Origin of the sequence: Mycobacterium sp. 1465703.0 (assembly GCF_001672975.1) — a bacterium.
GTDB lineage: Bacteria > Actinomycetota > Actinomycetes > Mycobacteriales > Mycobacteriaceae > Mycobacterium.
The window spans coordinates 1-18,257 of sequence record NZ_LZKU01000229.1; the positions used below are offsets into that span (position 1 = coordinate 1).

Below are 18,257 nucleotides of genomic sequence, written 5' to 3' on the forward strand. Positions count from 1 at the left end.
GACGGCAGCGTCCTCCAGCCGCGTTCGCATAGCTCAGTGGTTGAGCAGACCGGCGCGGGCGTGCTCCCGACAGACACCACAGCGCCTCTGCTATCTCGCCGTCGCACGCGCTGAAGCTGCGTACCGCCTCGGCGAGCGTGTCCTTGGGTAGGTCGTGAAGTCACAATGGCATTCGTCGCTCCGCCCTGTGTCTGTCGTGGGATACCTCCCGCGGAGCCATCGTGGTCTCGAAGGATGGCCCGGCGGTGGGCCGACCCAAAACCGAACGGCGGTGCGGCTGGTCTCCTGTAGTGGCGTGTGGCCTTTGCCAAAGGGCGTAGCCTCCGTGCCATCGAATCGTCGAGAGAGTCTTTGGCGCGGTCTTCCGCTCAGCTGCGTTGAATGTCGTTGGCAGGAATCCACATAGTGGCTGCATCGAAGTCGAGCCGGGTCATGCGGGCTACGAGCGCGTCGACCACGGCCCGCACGATTTGACGAGTGTCGTTGCTGCGCCAAATTAGTGACCACGTCCACAGAGGTATCGGCTGGATCGGGCGCTGTCGCAGGTCGCGGGGTATTGCAGAAGTCTGCAGCAGGGGCGCAGTCATGACCGCTTGTCCCAAACGGCGAACATGATCGAAAAAAGACGGACCCGCGATGCCGCCGTTATTCGTTTGCACTATGCGTGCGCCCGTCGCCGCTGCGAATTGCTTAGCGTACCGGTTCCACGACGACCAGATTTCACAATCCGCATCCACTAATACGATCGTGTCGCACGCATCGACTGGCGACGTGTCGGTGCCCACACTCACCGCATACAACTGCTGCGTGCCAACAACGCACGCATCAAGGCAGTGCGCGGCCAGGTCGATAGTTTGCGCCCAACAGATGGCGAGGTCCAAGGCCCCTGCAGCAACGCGGGCGACCTGATGATGCGACGGTAGGACCCATGCATCACGATGTACTTTGGCAACAGCTGCCACCCGGTCGGCGAAGTCAGCGGGTACGAAATCGACGTAGCCGAACCGGATCGGCTCCGAGGCAGACAGCCCGACCGCATTGCGGCGCAACTGATCTGCCTGATCCAACAGCGCAGCAACCGCTGGCAGCAGGGCCGCACCGGTTGGTGTGAGGGAAACTGAGCGGCGATCACGATCAAAAAGGCGGACCCCCAAATGGCGCTCAAGTGCCTGTATCTGCTGGGAAAGAGACGGCCCAGCGATACACAGCCGTTTTGCAGCGCGACCAAAATTGAGTTCCTCGGCGACTGCGATAAAGTAGCGCAGCTGACGCAGCTCCACAGATCATCCTAGGGCGAAAAACCGAGCCTTAACGAGCGGGCACTTGATCACAACGATAGAAACCAGAATGCTTCAAACCTGTACCGCAGTCCATCAAGATGATGTTGTAGAAGCGGTCGAGGCTTCGGTGCACATTGCGATAGTCGCCTTCCGAAACGGTCTCCGACACAGCGGGATCGCGCTCGAAAGCCGGAATCTCCAATCGGCTGGCATTCTGCGACGTGTGCCGCCGCATCTCGGGGTACCGCAGGATCTCGCCATCGAACAGAATATTGCTGCGCGTTCCTGCGATCACTACTCATCGGTGGGCCCCACTTCCTTTCGGCTGGAATCGGCTCACGAACGGCTGACACGGCCCGGGCGCGGGCGTTTGCCCGACAGACGACTACCGCTGGGTCGCCTGCGATTGTACTAAGCTTGCGGGACAGAGGCTTTCGACGGTTTGGCGAGGACGACCGTGATGGACGGATCGCTGAGATCTCCCGGCGGCGGGATCCAGGTCCGAACGACTGAGCGCGGCCTGCCGATCGCACTGGCTCGACCCGCGCAAGTTTTGAAACCGCCAAGGCGATTGGGCAGTGATCCTTTTGCTGTGCCAGCTCTCAGCCAGACGCATGCAGGTCGCACGGCGCCGTACTTTGATTGCCCAAGTTTTCAGCCCCACCGACATCCATGTTTTGAATCTCAGCACCAAGAAGAGCTGGCTCAAGCGGAAGCGCAGCTGCACGACGATCCGGACGGCGCGCCCGACATATGGATGCGTCCGGTGTGACCGGTGGTCTAGCGCATTCGGTGATCGCACGCGTCGTAAAGCAGCGCGACTTGATGCAGGCGATGCATCAGCATTATGTGTCCACGTCGGTGCGAGTTGCGAGTCGTTGTAAGTCGGTAAGTGTCGAAGTGGACGGGCTCGGTGCGATGACCGGCCTATCGCTGGGAGAAGCCGCCTAATCACCACTCGCACCTTTCTGCAAGATTCACCCGCAACGCCGACCGTCACTGCGACGAACTGGCGGTCTCGTGCAGGCCGGCCATAACGAGCTCAACGCAGGCGCCGCCCTGAATGTTGCGGCGGCTAGCATCGGATGTCCGGATCTCGATGCGGGGGGTAAGGCTTTTGACTGCGATACCTGTCATCGCGCTCACTGGCCACCTCGGAGCAGGCAAGACGACGCTGCTCAACCACCTGTTACGCCATCCCGGCACACGAATCGGTGTGGTGGTCAACGATTTCGGAGACATCAACATCGATGCCGGTCTGGTCGCCGGCCAGGTCGACGAACCGGCCTCGATCGCCGGAGGATGCATCTGCTGCCTGCCCGACGGCGGTGGGCTGGACGACGCTCTGATCAAGCTCGCCGACCCGGCCCGGCGCCTCGATGCGATCGTCGTCGAAGCCAGCGGCTTGGCCGACCCGGTGGCGATAGCGCGGATCATCGGCTTCAGTGAGATACCCGGCGTCCGGCCGGGTGGACTTGTCGACGTCGTCGATGCCGTGAACCATTTCGACACCATTGATTGCGGCACGCTGCCACCGGTGCGCTACGGCGCGGCGTCGCTGATTGTGGTCAACAAGCTTGACCAGGTGCCTAAGACGGAGCGGGCGGGTGTGCTGCAACGCGTCACACAACGTGCGGCGCAACGTAACCCACGCGTACATGTCGTTGGAACTACGGCCGGCCGGATAGACCCGGAGCTGCTTTTCGACGCCTCTGCCACGTCCACACAGGTCGGGCAGCTCTCGTTTCTGGACCTGGCGCCCGAGCACGACCACGACCACGTCCATGCCGATGCCGTCACTGTACGCAGCGCTGGTTGCGTCGACCCCGACGCCTTGTTCGACCTTCTCGAGGATCCACCGCCGCGGGTGTTCAGGCTGAAAGGCGTCGTGGCTGTGCGGCACCGCACCACCGTCCGCGACTACGTGGTGAACCTGGTCGGTAGCGCCATCCACATCGGCAAGGCGCCGCCGGGGACGATGGCCAATTGTCTGGTGGCGATCGGGATGCATCTCGACATCGACGCCGTACACGCGCGACTCGACCGTACGGTGCGGCCTGCGGCGGGGCCGGCGTCGGCGCAGGCTTTAAAACGGCTACAGAGGTACCGGCGACTCAGCGTGTGAACAGCGATCCGGCAAGATACGTCGGTGATGTCATCTTCGCTGGGCGACGTGCTCGCCACCTTGGAGCTGGAAAGGATCGACCAGTGGCTCTTCGTCGGCCAGCAATTGCCCGCGCCCGCGAACCACATTCTCGGCGGGCATATCTCCGCTCAGGCGTTGCTGGCGGCGAGCCACACCGCACCGGGCCGCTCGCCGCACAGCGTCCACACGTACTTTCTGCGGCCGGGGGATTCGCGCCGGCCGGTTGACTTCGAAGTCGTCGACCTCCAAGAAGGCCGGACGTTTTCGGCGCGACGGGTCACTGCGCGCCAAGACGGCAAAATTCTGATGGAAGCGATGTCGTCGTTCAAGGTCGCCGATTCCACGCCCGGTCAGGTCGGCTACCAACCATCCATGCCAGAGGGCGGCAGCCCAGAGTCCCTGCCGTGGGTTGCGCCGCACTTTGTGGAATCCGACGAGCGCGCCCAAGGGCAGTGGGCGAGCCTGCGGTGGTTCGAGCGTCGAATCATCGACACGGAAGTGGCCCCACCCGCACGGGCGCCGATGTGGTGGCGACCCGACGGGGCGGTTCCCGATGATCCGGTGCTGACCGCCAGCCTGGTGGCTTACCTGTCCGCGGTGACGTTGACTGAGCCGGCATTTGCGGCACGTGGTGGTGTCGGTGCGTCGGCTCAGCGTGACCATTCGGTGTGGTTCCACGCTCGGGCGGCGTTGTCGGATTGGCTTCTCTACGACCGGTCATCACCGAGTAGTACCGATGCGCTGGCGCTGGCGAGCGGGAGGATGTTCAATCGCAATGGCGAACTGGTCTGCACGGTGAGGCAAGAGATGTACTTCCCGCCGCGCGGAGCCTGAACACCATCCGCTTCAGACGCGTTGACTGGCAGAAGGAGATGATGATTTGACGAGGATCGCGCCTTCTACAGCTTTCGCCGCGGTGCCAACAGAGGATCTTGGCCAAGGGGATCGGATCAATCTCGGGGTCGCCGCCATTGTCGGTCGTCTGCCGGCGGTGGCGGAGGCCCTCGGCGGTTTGAACTCGGCGCTGCGCGCCTCCGGAACGTTGCCGCCGCGGCTCATCGAACTCGTGCGACTGCGCATCGCGTTTTTCAATCAATGTCGGAGCTGCATCGCGGTGCGCTATCAAAGCGCCATCGACGACGGACTTGACGAGGACGCCGTCTGCTCCCTGGAATTGCCCGCCGAGGCGGAGAATCTTTCGGCGCCAGAACAATCGGCATTGCGCTTCGCCGAATTGTTCGCCACCAACCATCTGGCGATCGACGACGCCGTTTACGACGAATTACGTGCGCACTTCAGCGAGGACGAGCTGGTCGAACTCGGACTGCACTGCGCCATTGCGTTGGGCGTTGGTCGGCTTTCGGCGACCTGGGATGTCAGTGAAAATCTTCCCGACGGGAACGGCGCATCCGGACCGTTGGCTCCCTGGAACTCTGCCTCCGTGATCGCATCGGGCTAAAGCGGACAATCATCGGCGCGTCGTGAACAACCCTGCGCTGCAATGATATTGGTGCAGCGGTGCCGCGGGCCGCTTCGGACATAATCACCGCTACCTTGCCATCAAGCTTTCCCACGATCACTCCATCGAGCGATTACCTGGCTGGCGAAGTCAAGCAACTGGTCAAGGGTGGAGAACACTGCGAAGGCATCCACGATCGCCTCATCAGCACCGGACCCGGCGAGGCGCTCGAGCCTGTCGGCAACCGAATCAACGGACGTGCCCGGTTCGAGGTTGAGCCGCATCGCGGTCTTCAGCGCGTCAGGATCGCGGCCGGCGTCCTGCGCCGCACGGCGCGCAATCGACCACAGGTGGTCGGTGATCTCGTCCTGCAGCCCCTCGACCCCGAGCCATCCGACGCCGCTACGGCCGACTCGGCGCATCGCGGCCTCGCTGGCACCACCGATCCAGATGGGCGGCCCGCCGGCCTGGACCGGGCGCAGGTCGGCGTGGACCGGCGGCAGCGAGAAGAACTCGCTGTCCCAAGACACCGGGGTGATCGTCCACCACTCGTGCAGGAACGCCAGCAGGTCATCGAGCATCTTCCCGCGGCGGCGCCAATCCGCGCCGCGGGCGATGTCGTGTTCGTCCTTCATCCACCCGACACCCACGCCAACGTCAAGGCGGCCGTCGCTGAGCACGTCGAGCGTGGTCAGCAGCCGGGCCAGGTGCACCGGCTCGTAGTAGAACGTGCTGAGCGTGCTGGCGTTCAGGCGCACCCGGTTGGTCGCCGTCGCGGCGACCGTCCACAGCAGCACCGGATCGAGGTAGCGGGTCATCTGCGGCGGGTAGGGCTGCTCTTTGCCCGGATAGGTGCTGTGCATATCGACCGGCGTGACCAGGCGATCGCCGACCCACAGCGTGTCGTAGCCAAGGTCCTCGAGTCCACGGCAGAACGCGCTCAGACCAGCGGCGCTGCCAATAGCGGGCCCGACGATGGGAAGTGCGAAACCGAGCTTCATCGCCAGAATCCTTCCTTTCGGTGATCAATCAACCATTGTTTGGGCGCATGGCGCCCCTGTTCGTTGACTGCTTGGGCCGCGGCGGTGCGGCTCAGCCGGGAACGCTGGCACCGAGGGCGAAGTCGAAGTTTCCCACCCCGTGGCGGGCGAGGCCCATCATGACCAGGCCCGTTCCTTCCAGCCAGTGCGCCATGTTCACGCCGCCGACGTCCAGCGGGCGCAGCCCGAGGCTCTCGATGAACTCCGCCACGCCCGCCTTGGCGCGCGCGTCGTCGCCGGCGAGGAAGACGTCGAGCGGCCGGCCCTGGGCCAGGACAACACCGAAGATGGTGTTGAATGCCTTCACCACGCTGGCACTGGCCGGGGCCGCCTTGGCAACTTCCTGCGCGATCGAGGTGTCATCGGGGATGGCTAGCCCGTCGGCCGCGGCGTTGAACGGGTTGCTGATGTCGACAATGACCTTGCCTGCGAGCGCGTCTCCGTACTTGGCGACGACCGGAACGACGTCTGCGTACAACAGGGCAACGATGACGATGTCCCCGGCCGGGACGGCGCCGAACTCTCCCGTCGTGGCGCTGCTGCCGAGAGCCTTGGCCAGGTCAGCCGCCTTGGACTGGTCGCGACCCATGACTTCAACGGTGTTGCCGCCCGCTACCGCCAGCGCGCCGATAGCGCGGGCCATGTTTCCGGTGCCGATGATGCTGATGCTGCTCATGAGATGTCCGTCCTAGCTAGTTCGGAAAGGTTGACGACTCAACCTTAGATCGTAGTTGTTGACGCGTCAACCAATCGGCTAGCATGGTGGCTGATGGAACCGAACTGGTTGAGCCCTCGTGAAGACCGCGCCTGGCGGGCCTTCATGCACGCGCATCATCAGCTCGGCGTACGCCTGAACCGGGGCCTGCAGCAGTCGGGCCTGTCCGGGGCGGACTACGAGGTCCTGGCGGTGCTCTCAGGACACGACGGGGGCCGGATGCCCGCGCACGAACTGTGCAACACGCTGGGTTGGGAGAAGAGCCGTGTCTCGCACCAGGTGCGGCGCATGCAGCAGGACGGGCTGATCTGCCGCGAGCCCAACCCCGACGACGCCCGCAGCACCATGGTCTGCCTGCTGCCGGCCGGCCGCGCCGCCATCGAGAAGGCGGCGCCCGGGCACGTGGAGGATGTCCGCCGGAACTTCATCGACCTGCTCACCCCAGCTGAGCTCGACATGCTCGCCGCCCTTAACGAACGAGTCCTGCGCCACCTGGCCAAAGACGACGACAGCCCCGCCGAAGACTAGCCCTCATAGGCCGTGCCGACTCGGCCAAGCACACCAGCGCTAACTCTGGTGCCACTAAGCGGGCAACCAACGGCGCGTCGTCAAAAGCGCTGCACTGCAAAGGCATTCGTCACAGTGACGTATTGCCGGGCGATGGCCGGACGGGAAGGGGAGAGGGGTCCCGGCGGTCGTTCGCTTGTCGGCGCTGCGTGCATCTGGACCGGGTGTGACGCACCTCAACCCGCAAGAGTGACGTGTGTCATAGCTTGGCCTCGTCAGTTAGGGAATCCTAGCCTTTCGTTTGCATACCTATCTATTGGCTGGGAGCAAGATGGCCAACCTTGACTTTGTCTATGACCTGACCCTCGACGAGGCGCGTAGGCGCAGCGCAGTGCTCGAAGCGATAGATGACGATTGGGACCCTGTCGCCGTGCTCGCCGAGGAGGAAGAGGCCTACGACATGCTGTACTCGAACCTGGACGAGGAACAGCAACGGGTCTACGACGAGCTGGTCCGTGCCGGCGTCCTGCCCGAGCGGACGGCTGCTCGTGCTACCGATTGATCCGACCGCCGACCGAGGCCGGCGCGCGTGGTTGCCCTGCCCGCGCTGCGATCACCGCGCCAAATGCGGTGACTGCCGCAGCAGCCGAAACTGCGATACGCATTGGCAATATCTATTGAGCAACAAGGGCACGCTGGTACATCTGCAGTGTGCGGACTGCGGCCATCTGTGGTCCACCGATACGCATCGCCGCACGCGCCCCGCGCGGTGGGGGCGGAAGCCGAGTTGAGTTCGGCCGACGCTGTATTCCAATAACCCTGCGCCGCAGAGCAATTCGTCACAGTGACGTATCTAGGGTTATGGGCGGGGAACGGGGGACCGCCTGTTCCGAGGCCGTCGCAGGTCTTATACCGGCGGCGCGATCGAAGGATCACTGCCTCGATATCGGCAGCGTCGACGATTGGTGCGTGACGTGCGCGTGCTCGACGGCGGCACTGGGCAATGCCGAGTGATGGCCGAGAGTCGGACCAAGTGACGCTCCGAAAGCCAGTGCCACCCTTGATGATTCGTCACAGTGACGTTTTATCCCAGCGTCACTGGGAAGGCGGACGGGGGCAAAACCACCGAACCGAAGCGACGATTGGACAGTCCGCTGTAGCGAGCGATCGCCGGCTGCGACACTCCAGTCATCATCCGCGGAAGGGTCACCCCGTCGATACCCAAACCGCGCCGGCGGTGTGGTCGGCATTGCGCCCAATGCATGAAGCCGCTGCCGGTGAACCCGGCATTGGTTTACGCCGATAAGTGACATTATGTCAATTCGCGATTCATTATCCTGCCCACCTCGACGGCCAGGCGCAGCGCCGAAAGCGTACGCGACGCGGTGATGGCAATGAGCAACTTGCCGCCGCACCTGCGTAGATCGCTGACCTGGGACTAGGGCAACGAGATGGCCTATTACCAGCACATCAGCGCCGCGCTGCCGATGCCCGTGTACTTTTGTCACCCACGCTCACCCTGGCAACGGACGACCAACGAACTGACCAACGGTCTTTTGCACCAATACTTCCCGAAACGTACGTAAGTCGTTGGCATTGCACCGCCCGCGTTGATGACGGCTTTCAGCCGATGGACAATCGGCCCGCGCCAGTCGTCATGACCGAGCCCAGCGGAGCTGGCGCAAGGGGCTGAGTCGAATTCGTTTCGCTATCAAGCAGGTATCTCAAGATGAATTCGTGGGAGGTCGCAAGGTGCATCCGGGTCAGGTCGGCGGCAGCGGTTGCGTCGCCGTGGCTCACCGCCTCGAAGATCTGACGATGCTCGTCGCGCAGGTGCTCGTCATTGCCGAATACGCCGATATGCAGGTAGAGGTATCGGTCGGTGAGCCGGCGCAGTTGCTCGGCGAGGTGCACCATCATCGGCCGGTTCGCGCACGTGTAGATCACGGCATGAAATGCCGAGTTCAGCTCCAGCCATCCGGTGGCCGACGACGCGGCTTCCATCTTGTCGAGCAGTACCGACATTTGCGTGAGTTCTGCTCGGCCAACATTGGGAACCGCGAGACGAGTCAGCATTGGCTCAACCGCTTCGCGCAACTCGTAGAGCTCTTGCAGCTCGCCGACGGATAGCCGACGAACCACCGCGGTCGCTGCTCCCAGGTCAACCAGCCCTTCGCTGGCCAGCGTTTGAAGCGCATCGCGGGCCGGCATCCGGCTAACGCCGTATTCGGTCGCGATCTGTTGTTGCGATAGTCGGGTCCCGGGGGGCAGCTCGCCGCTCAGGAGCCGTTTACGCAGCGCCTTGGCCACCTGGTCTGCTGCCGATTCGCCCACGATGTCCCTCCTCCCTCCAGCGCTTTCACCACCATGCCGCCGGTAATGAGTGTAACCGCGTAATAGATGTAGCCAATTGCTATCGGTTAGGTGCTGCCATATGGTGACCGTATACATACATATGAAATGGTATACGGGACATTGAAGGACGGGGATGGCATTCACTAATGGGGCTGTTGCTCGCGCAACCAAAGAATTCGGGGCACCAACTGGGCTACTGATCGGCGGCGAGGTGGTCGATGGCCGGGCCGCGCCGATCCCGGTGGTCAACCCGGCGACCGGCCAGGTGATCACGGAGGTGGCCGGCGCGGACGAGCTCGACGTCGACTATGCCGTCACTGTCGCGCATGAAGCCTTCCGAGACGGTCCGTGGCGCACGATGGCGATCCACGACCGGGCGCGGCTCATTCACCGGTTCGCGGACGGGCTTGAGGCCAACATCGGTGACTTGTACCGGCTGGAAACGCTTAACAATGGCCGTCCGATCACCGAGACCAAAGCTCAGATCAGCCGCCTCGCGGAGTGGTACCGCTACAACGCCGCGCTCCTGTTGGCCGCGCGGACCTCGGTCATTCCGATGCGCGGTTCCTACCATTCCTACACCATGCGTTTCCCGCTCGGCGTGGTCGCGATCCTGGCGTCGTTCAACCATCCGTTGATGATTGCCTCGAAGAGTTTGGCGCCGGCCTTGGCGACGGGAAATACGGTCGTACTCAAGCCTTCTGAGCAGACGCCGCTGACGGCGCTGACGATCGGCCAGATCGCCCTGGAAGCCGGCATCCCTGCCGGGGTGTTGAATGTCGTTCCTGGATCGGGACCTACCGCCGGTGCGGCTCTGAGCGAACATCCGCTGGTCAAAAAGGTGGTCTTCACCGGAGGCACCCGACCCGGCCGGGCGATCGCCCTGGCGACCGCCCGCCGGTTCGCAAAGGCCACACTCGAACTCGGCGGCAAATCCCCGGTGCTGATCTTTGACGACACCCCGATCGATGTTGCTGCCCGGGGCGCCGCATTCGGAGGCTTCATCGGCGCGGGCCAAACCTGCATCGCCGGAAGCCGGCTACTCATCCAACGCACGATCTATGACGACGTCCTGACCGAACTGGAACGAGTCGCCACGTCGATTCGTCTCGGTGATCCTGCGCAGCCATCGACACAGCTGGGGCCTGTTATCTCCCGACAGGCGCAGCGGCGCATCCTCAGTCATATCAACGGCGCGGTCGACGGCGGTGCTCGATTGGTCACCGGCGGCCACGCCGCCAACGTGCCCGGACTGCCCGGCGGATTCTTCGTCGAACCGACGGTCCTCGCCGACGTCACCAACGACATGCCGATCGCGCGTGAGGAGATCTTCGGCCCCGTCGTCGTCGCCATCCCCTTCGAGGATGAGGCACACGCGATCGCGTTGGCGAATGATTCCGAATTCGGCCTGGGGTCTTCGGTGTGGACACGCGATGTCGCGCGGGCACATCGCGTGGCCGGCCAATTGGAGACCGGGATGGTGTGGATCAACGACCACCACCGACTCGATCCGTCCTCCCCATGGGGTGGAGTCCGTGATAGCGGCATTGGCCGCGAAGGCGGCTGGGAGTCCTTCGACGACTTCACGCACGTGCGTGCGGTCACGGTGCGCACCGCGCCCGACGACGTCGACTGGTACGGCGGCGTGGCGACCGATCGGCTCAACTGATGCCCGGTCTGCACATCGGTGACTGCCGCGCCGGAGTCATCGAGGTGGTGCTCGATCACCCCCCTGAGAACCTCCTGACGATGGAGATGTGCGCCCAGTTCACCAAGCTGCTCCGTGATCCGCCGGCCGATGCCCATGTGTTGCGGTTGCGCGCGATGGGTGCGATGTTCTGCGGCGGGCGGGAACGCGCTGGCGTGACAGCGGGCGACCTGGTCACCGAATCGCGCATAGTGGTGGGTCTTCATCGCGCGATGCGGCAAAGCCCGCTGGTCACGGTTACCGAAGTCCACGGCGACGCCGCAGGTTTCGGGGTGGGACTGATCGCTGCAAGCGATGTCGCCATCGCGGTTGCCGATGCTCGGTTCTGTTTTCCCGAAGTGGGTCTGGACTTGGCCCCGGCGTTGGTCCTCGCCTGGCTACCTGGGGTGATCGGTGAGCGGGAAGCGTTCTGGCTCACCGCAACTGCTGAACGGATGACAGCGGACCGTGCACAGCGGCTTGGACTTGTCAACGAAGTGGTGGACGGACCGAACGAATTACGAAAAGCTGCCGCAGCACGGATCGCGGCGCTAAGGACGCGTAACCCCCGAATCCATACCGACATCAAGTCTTTGCTAAGGGCATTCGATCCGCTCGACGAGGATCGCGCTCTGGAAGCCAGCGTTGATCGTCTCGTCATCGGCGTGCTTCGCCGCGGCGAATCTTCAGATTCGGGCTGCTAGGAATGCTGTCGATCCGGTATCAAATGTGGACGGACGCCGGTAGGCCACTCCGTTTCGATTGCACGCCAGCGCTTTTGGACTCGTATAGTGTGTCCGCAGCTCGTCGAGCCGTGTATTCGATCAGTCGTGTATGGCCTCGTACCTCAGCAGGACCGTGCCGCCCGGGAAGGTGCGGTTTTCCAAAAGCCGCAGCGAGGCCCATGACGGCAGTGTTGGGAAGAACGGGATACCGCCGCCCACGACGGTGGGCGCGACCACGATCCGGTACTCGTCCACCAGTCCGGCCTGCACGATCGGTGCGGCCAGCGTCGCCCCGGCCACCTCCAACCTGCCGTCGGTTTCAGCTTTCAGCTTCGTCACCACCTCGACCGGGTCGCCGCGTTCCAGACGGGAGTTCCAGTCAACGGATTCCAGGGTGCGCGAGAACACGACCTTGGGCATGGCGCGCCAGATGTGGGCGAAGTCGACAATCATCGGGGTGGCGTCCGGGGCATTGTCGGCGGTCGGCCAGTACGCGGACATCAGTTCGTAGAGCCGACGACCGTAGAACGACAGAGCAGTCTCGCGCTCGAAGTCATTCCAGTATTGGTGCAGTTCCTCGCTCGGATCAGCCCAGTCGATATTGCCTTGTGCGTCGGCGATGTACCCGTCCACCGACACGTTGAAGCCATAGATGAGTTTGCCCATGAAGATCAGACTGCACCGGAAGGCGAAACTCATCGCGACACCAACAGTTTTCAGATGTCGAGGCTACGGCGTTGCACCTGGTCACGGTCTGTATCGTGTTCGAGGCCAATCATTCCTTGACGAGATGAGGCCGTCGTCGCGCACACTAGGACGCGCATCCGACGCTTGGAGGACCGATACCGGAATGAGCACGGTCGCCGAATTCGACTTCGTCATTGTGGGAGCAGGCAGCGCAGGCTGCCTGCTCGCCAATCGGCTCAGCGCCAACCCGGATCGCCGTGTGCTCCTCATTGAGGCCGGCGGCAAAGACGACTGGTTCTGGATCAAGATCCCGGTGGGCTATCTGTACACGATCGCCAACCCCCGCACCGACTGGTGCTTCACGACCGAGGCTGACCCCGGCCTGGCCGGCCGCAGCATCCACTACGCGCGCGGACGGGTGATCGGCGGCTGCTCGTCGATCAACGCCATGATCCACATGCGCGGACAGGCCAGCGACTACGACCTGTGGGCGCAGGCCACCGGCGACGAGCGCTGGCTCTGGGGCGGCGTGAACCGTCCCGGCGAGACACTGGCGATCTACAGAAAGTTGGAAAACTTCTTCGGCGGAGCCGACGACTGGCACGGCGCCGGTGGTGAGATCCGCGTCGAGCTACCGCGGGTGCGCTGGAAGATCTTGGACGCCTGGCAGGCCGCCGCCGCCCAGGTGGGCATCTCCCCGATCGATGAATTCAACCTGGGCGACAACGCCGGCTCTGCGTATTTTCACGTCAACCAACGGCGTGGCCGTCGCTGGTCGATGGCCGATGCCTTCTTGCATCCGATTGCCCATCGGCCGAATCTCACCGTCTACACGCAAGCTCAGGCCTTGCGGCTCTTGATGGATGACCAGGTGTACGAGGATCAGCGTCGGGGCGCCTGGACCACGGCGCAGCACCGCGTCGCCGGCGTGCGCCTGCTCAAAGGCGGCCAAATCGTTGATGTCCGGGCACGCCGGGAGGTGATCCTGAGCGCGGGAGCTATTGGGTCGCCGCATCTGATGCAGGTCTCGGGTCTGGGCCCGGCGGGCCTGCTGACCCAGCATCAGGTGCCGGTGGCCGTCGATCTGCCAGGAGTTGGCGAAAACCTCCAAGACCACTTGCAGATTCGAACGATCTATAGGGTCCGGGGCGCCCCGACAGTCAACACGCTGTACCGGAACTGGATCAGCCGTGCCGGCATGGGTCTTCAGTATCTGTTGTTTCGATCGGGGCCCATGACCATGCCGCCTTCAACCCTGGGGGCTTTCGCCAAGAGCGACCCCGCGCTAGCCAGTTCCGATTTGGAGTGGCATGTGCAGCCCCTGTCCTTGCCGAAGTTCGGCGAACCCCTGCACCGCTTCGGAGCCATCACTCCCTCCGTTTGCAATCTGCGACCCACCTCGCGTGGCCATGTGCGCATGGCCAGTGCAGATCCACTGATCAATCCGAAGATTCTCTGCAACTACCTGTCGACCGACGCCGATCGCCAAATAGCGGTGACCGGCCTCCGGATGACCCGGCAGATCATGGCGGCGCCCGCTCTGGCCCGATACCGCCCACAAGAGCTGCTTCCCGGTCCGCAACTGGTAAACGACGAAGATCTGCAGCAGGCGGCCGGTGAACTCGGTACGACCATTTTTCACCCGGTGGGAACCTGCGCGATGGGAGCCTTCGACGCCCGCGGTCTGCCGCGGTCGGCTGCCACGGTGCTCGACACCGACTGCCGCGTGTACCGCGTCGCCGGCCTTCGAGTGGTCGATGCGTCGGCCATGCCCAACATCATTTCCGGCAACACCAACGCGCCGACCATGCTGATCGCCGAGCGCGCCGCGCGGGCGATCGTGGGATAAGTCGTTCCCTCGCATGTCTGTTCGCGGTTGTAGCCGACCGGTCTTCCTTGATATCCATTTGGGATCGGTCCGACTTCACGCTGCGTAGTAAGGCACCAATTCCGGTGTATCGATTGAACTTTGAATGGGCGCGGCGACGTACGTCGTTGTACGGTGAAGTGAATCACCCTGGGCCTCCACCTATGGCCCCGGCCCTGCCGGAGGCTGAGGTGGTTGCAGCCACGGGCAGTAGGCGTCATTTGCAATGATTACGAACCAATCGGCGTTTTCCCAGTTGCCGAACGTCGGGTGGTCACGGAGTACTAATTCGGCGATCTGGCTGCGCAGCATTCCTTGTTGCATCCCTCGGTGAATCCGGCAACATAATCCGCTGGCTGCAGCTGTGATGTGGCGCGATGTCGCTCGTCCCTACACGATGATTGGATAAGCTGCGACCATCGCTGCTGGCTGCAGCGTTTGAGATGGGGACGGTCCGTCATTACGCGGGACGACGCTGCCCTGCTGTGAAGCGACTTGTGTTGTCCCGACCGCTTTCGCCTTGACGCGCTCGCATTCTTTCGCGTAGGTGCCGCACCGTCGGTTGAGTTCCGCGGCCGTGCCAGGGTGACCGCAGAGTCTCTACCGAGTCGTGCCGGCGCGTTTGGCGCTTTCGGTGTTAGCCGCGCGCCGGTGCCTCGATGATCGCAGCTGGCACTCGCCCTCTCCCCCGCAACACCTCGGGAGATCCGCGATTCGTATCGGACGAATACGGCGGAATCGGATATGGGGGTTAGCAGTATTAAATTGGTTATTCGCGACGGCGCGTCTAGCCCATGCGTTCAAGAAGCAGGTTGGCCCCAGCCGTTCTGGTTGATCGATCGCGGCCACGGCGGGCTCGGACCATCACCGCCCGCGGTCACTCCAAAGCGAGCTGCCAGACCACCAGATACTTCCATTGCCCACCGAACCTGATATGCCCAGCCGGGAGCGACACCGTTGACTATGCGGTAAGCCGGAATTCGGCGTAAGTGCTGGGCGTGCTGCAGGGGCACAAATATTGGCAGTCGCGTGGTTTCTACTTACAGCGCGTCCATGCTGCCCCTCAGTGATGAGTGAGTTGCGGGTCAGTTGCGCGCGAACCGTCTTTGCACGTTGGGCCGGCTTCGCAGTTTCTTCGGGTATCCGGGACCCATCTTCATCGTCGTATCTTCCGCTCGCAGCGGCGCTCGACAGGTGGCGCATACAACTTCGGCGTGAGTGTCGTGTCCGCAGCTTTCGTGGTGAAACACCACGGGCGCGCCGTCAGCCCCCGCCAGCCATTGGTCTCCCCACCGGGACATGGCGGCGAGAACGCCGAAGAAGTCTCGCCCCTTCTCGGTGAGTACATAGTCGTAACGGACGGGCTCATGCTGGTAGGCCCGCTTGTGCAACAGTCCTTGCTCCACAAGCCGATTCAGCCGCTCGGTCAAGGTGTTGCGCGCGATCCCCAATTCGCGCTGGAACTCGTCGAACTTCGTGATCCCGTAGATCGCCTCACGCAACACCAGCATCGCCCATCCATCCACCAAGTCGACCGTGCGGGCGATCGAACACGGCCAGTTCGCAAACGATGTCTGTCTCACACCTCGCAATATACCGTCTGATAGTGAAACCTACCAGTTAAAGTACCAATTCTGGGAGCTGGTCCTGACATAAGCAGGCTCGGCAACAGCAGGTTGTGGCACGCGCCGTAACCTCTGGCCCACCGGAACATAGCTCTATATAGACTATTTGGAGGTCTCCCGCGCTGGTTTGGCTGCGGAAGTCCACGGGGTGACTCTACAAGCTCCGGCCACAGACTCGAGGATAAGTTGCTTATTTGAACTAACCACTGTTACAGTGCATTCCGTACATCCTTCGCCTCAACGTCTGACTCAAACAGGCCTCATGGACGCGGTCTGCAGCCACCCTGGACCCGATGTCACCTCGTGACTTCGAGAAGAGGGCGGCATTGCCGCGATCTCCGTGCACGGTTTTCTCGGCGCTCGACACATCTGGGACCCGGTCATCAGGGAAATAGCCGGTCCTGGTCGATTCTTGATTGCGGCCGTTGACCTGGCCGGGCGGGATACCGCCTCGGCGCGCCTGAGGCTCTATCGAGCAACGGAGAAAGGAAGGTCTGAGTAACGTGATTGGACCGCTCACCGGCAAATATTTGGCTAATTCTTACGCGAGCCAGGCGCCGAAGCCCCATGGCGTACCGTATTTGCTTGGCCAACTGGCGATGACACTTTTGCTCGCAGTTACCTGGCTCATCGTCGGCTGGCTTCTTTTTATCCCGTCGTCACGGCATCCGGAACCGTCGCGGGGCACAAACTCGATCCTGTGCTCTCATGACATGGCAAGCGCGACATGTCACGCAAGACCGACCATCCCGCGTCGCCCCTAGCCCGGCATGTTCGCCCTCGACCGCCGCCCATGTCGCCTCGAAACGCCGCTATCAACAACTCATGTCGAACATTTCGCGATCTGACTGCATGAACTTTCAGATCATCCCTGCAAAATGCGCCCCACCAACGCCGTCTCCCCGAGGCTCATCCACTGCCGTTGCCGGCGAAGACCGCACCGAATTCCTCGACCCCATCCGCAAGGAGGCACCACTATGAGCAATCTGGCACTCAACTTAATCGAGGCAACCCGACGCCACGCGGAGGGCATTGCCATGCGCCTCGACGAAGTCGAAATTCCTTACAGCGGGCTCGATTCGGCCAGCGCCCGCTTGGCCGGTCTGCTGGCAGCGCACGGATTGCTTCCCGGTGATCGGGTCGGCGTCATGCTGCCGAACGTTCCCTACTTCGCCGTCGCCTACTACGGCGTGCTGCGGGCGGGCGGTGTTGTCGTGCCCATTAATGTTCTGCTGAAGGATCGCGAGACCACCTTCTACCTGTCGGACTCGCAGGCGAAGTCGATAATCGCCTGGCATGAGTTCGCACCCGCTGCGAGGGCCGCAGCCACAACTACTGGTGCTGAGTGCATCGTGGTGACCCCGGGAGAATTCGAGGAGCTGATCGGCGCGGCCGGACCCCTCGCCGAACCCCTCCCGCGCAAGGATGACGACACCGCGGTGATCCTCTACACGTCGGGTACGACGGGCACGCCGAAAGGCGCAGAGCTCACCCACGCCAACCTGCGTCGCAACGCTGCGACGGCGGCCGCGGCGGTGGACCTGGCGGCCGACGACGTGATCCTGGGCGCCCTGCCGCTGTTCCACGTGTTCGGGCAGACCGGGGCGCTCAACGCCGCGGTTGCGGCCGGCAGCTGCCTGACACTGATCCCGCGTTTCGATCCGGCCAAGGCACTCGAAATCATCGAGCGCGACCACGTCACCGTATTCGAAGGCGTCCCAACGATGTTCGCCGCGATGCTGCACAGCGACAAGCGGTCGGACACGGCGTCGCTGCGGTTGTGCATATCGGGCGGAGCCGCGATGCCGGTCGAGCTGATGCGTGGCTTCGAGGAGGCCTTCGGCTGCATGGTGCTCGAGGCCTACGGCCTCAGCGAAACCTCGCCGCTCGCGTCGTTCAACCATCGCGACAGGGAGCGCAAGCCGGGATCGATCGGCACGCCGGTCACCGGGGTCGAAATGAAATTGGTCAACGTAAGTGAGGACGGTGTCGGCGAGATCGCCATCCGTGGCCACAACGTCATGAAGGGTTACTGGAACCAGCCAGACGCGACCGCCGCGGCGATCGACGGCGACGGCTGGTTCCACACCGGCGACCTGGCGCGCGTCGATGACGACGGCTACTACTTCATCGTCGACCGTTCCAAGGACATGATCATCCGTGC

At 63.1% G+C, this 18,257-nt stretch carries 15 protein-coding genes and 1 pseudogene; 9 read left to right on the forward strand and 7 right to left on the reverse strand.

Annotated elements, in window-relative coordinates; genetic code table 11:
* Positions 1–368 precede the first annotated feature (368 nt).
* Positions 369–1,280, reverse strand: a complete 912-nt coding sequence (locus A5625_RS21560; RefSeq protein ID WP_066998706.1) for a LysR family transcriptional regulator — start codon at positions 1,278–1,280, stop codon at positions 369–371.
* Between the two features lie 64 nt (positions 1,281–1,344).
* Positions 1,345–1,542: pseudogene (locus A5625_RS21565) on the reverse strand (MinD/ParA family protein); the annotation flags it as partial.
* A gap of 855 nt (positions 1,543–2,397) precedes the next feature.
* Between A5625_RS21565 and A5625_RS21575 the strand changes: the two are divergent.
* The 3 genes from A5625_RS21575 to A5625_RS21585 all read left to right on the forward strand — a co-directional run bounded on the left by A5625_RS21575 (position 2,398) and on the right by A5625_RS21585 (position 4,885).
* Positions 2,398–3,405: a GTP-binding protein gene (locus tag A5625_RS21575; RefSeq protein ID WP_066998715.1), complete on the forward strand. Its 1,008-nt coding sequence runs from the start codon at positions 2,398–2,400 to the stop codon at positions 3,403–3,405.
* Between the two features lie 27 nt (positions 3,406–3,432).
* Positions 3,433–4,260 (forward strand): acyl-CoA thioesterase II, encoded by an 828-nt coding sequence (locus A5625_RS21580; RefSeq protein ID WP_066998718.1) that lies wholly within the window; start codon positions 3,433–3,435, stop codon positions 4,258–4,260.
* 82 nt (positions 4,261–4,342) lie between these two features.
* The gene (locus A5625_RS21585) at positions 4,343–4,885 is read left to right on the forward strand and encodes a carboxymuconolactone decarboxylase family protein (RefSeq protein WP_232003782.1); all 543 of its coding nucleotides are present in this window, start codon (positions 4,343–4,345) and stop codon (positions 4,883–4,885) included.
* 101 nt (positions 4,886–4,986) lie between these two features.
* On the opposite strand, the gene A5625_RS21590 is transcribed toward A5625_RS21585, so the two are convergent.
* Entirely contained in the window at positions 4,987–5,886 is a 900-nt protein-coding gene (locus A5625_RS21590; protein WP_066998725.1) for a TIGR03619 family F420-dependent LLM class oxidoreductase, read from the reverse strand.
* Between the two features lie 91 nt (positions 5,887–5,977).
* Complete coding sequence (locus A5625_RS21595; protein WP_066998727.1) at positions 5,978–6,601, reverse strand: NADPH-dependent F420 reductase; 624 nt, start codon at positions 6,599–6,601, stop codon at positions 5,978–5,980.
* 93 nt (positions 6,602–6,694) lie between these two features.
* On the opposite strand from A5625_RS21595, the gene A5625_RS21600 reads away from it, so the two are divergent.
* Together A5625_RS21600 and A5625_RS21605 are read left to right on the forward strand one after the other, a co-directional pair.
* On the forward strand, positions 6,695–7,168 hold the full coding sequence (locus tag A5625_RS21600; protein ID WP_066998730.1) for a MarR family winged helix-turn-helix transcriptional regulator: 474 nt from the start codon (positions 6,695–6,697) through the stop codon (positions 7,166–7,168).
* Between the two features lie 310 nt (positions 7,169–7,478).
* Entirely contained in the window at positions 7,479–7,709 is a 231-nt protein-coding gene (locus A5625_RS21605) for a DUF6400 family protein (protein WP_066998734.1), read from the forward strand.
* A 1,061-nt stretch (positions 7,710–8,770) separates the two neighbouring features.
* Here the strand turns inward: A5625_RS21605 and A5625_RS21610 are convergent.
* Positions 8,771–9,598 (reverse strand): GntR family transcriptional regulator, encoded by an 828-nt coding sequence (locus tag A5625_RS21610; RefSeq protein WP_082984501.1) that lies wholly within the window; start codon positions 9,596–9,598, stop codon positions 8,771–8,773.
* A gap of 37 nt (positions 9,599–9,635) precedes the next feature.
* On the opposite strand from A5625_RS21610, the gene A5625_RS21615 reads away from it, so the two are divergent.
* Entirely contained in the window at positions 9,636–11,171 is a 1,536-nt protein-coding gene (locus A5625_RS21615; protein WP_066998741.1) for an aldehyde dehydrogenase, read from the forward strand.
* The gene (locus A5625_RS21620) at positions 11,171–11,893 is read left to right on the forward strand and encodes an enoyl-CoA hydratase/isomerase family protein (RefSeq protein WP_082984502.1); all 723 of its coding nucleotides are present in this window, start codon (positions 11,171–11,173) and stop codon (positions 11,891–11,893) included. Before A5625_RS21615 ends, A5625_RS21620 begins: the two co-directional genes overlap by 1 nt.
* A 120-nt stretch (positions 11,894–12,013) precedes the next feature.
* On the opposite strand, the gene A5625_RS21625 is transcribed toward A5625_RS21620, so the two are convergent.
* A complete protein-coding gene (locus tag A5625_RS21625) occupies positions 12,014–12,580 on the reverse strand; it encodes a dihydrofolate reductase family protein (protein ID WP_066998756.1) in 567 nt (188 codons plus the stop codon).
* Positions 12,581–12,764: 184 nt separating this feature from the next.
* Between A5625_RS21625 and A5625_RS21630 the strand changes: the two genes are divergently transcribed.
* Positions 12,765–14,450, forward strand: a complete 1,686-nt coding sequence (locus tag A5625_RS21630) for a GMC family oxidoreductase (RefSeq protein WP_066998744.1) — start codon at positions 12,765–12,767, stop codon at positions 14,448–14,450.
* Between the two features lie 1,103 nt (positions 14,451–15,553).
* Here A5625_RS21630 and A5625_RS21635 read toward each other — a convergent pair.
* On the reverse strand, positions 15,554–16,051 hold the full coding sequence (locus tag A5625_RS21635) for a helix-turn-helix domain-containing protein (protein ID WP_066998747.1): 498 nt from the start codon (positions 16,049–16,051) through the stop codon (positions 15,554–15,556).
* A 1,019-nt stretch (positions 16,052–17,070) separates the two neighbouring features.
* Here A5625_RS21635 and A5625_RS21640 point away from each other — a divergent pair.
* Positions 17,071–18,257, forward strand: a 1,187-nt coding sequence (locus tag A5625_RS21640; protein ID WP_066998750.1) for an AMP-binding protein, incomplete at its 3' end; no start/stop codon positions are given.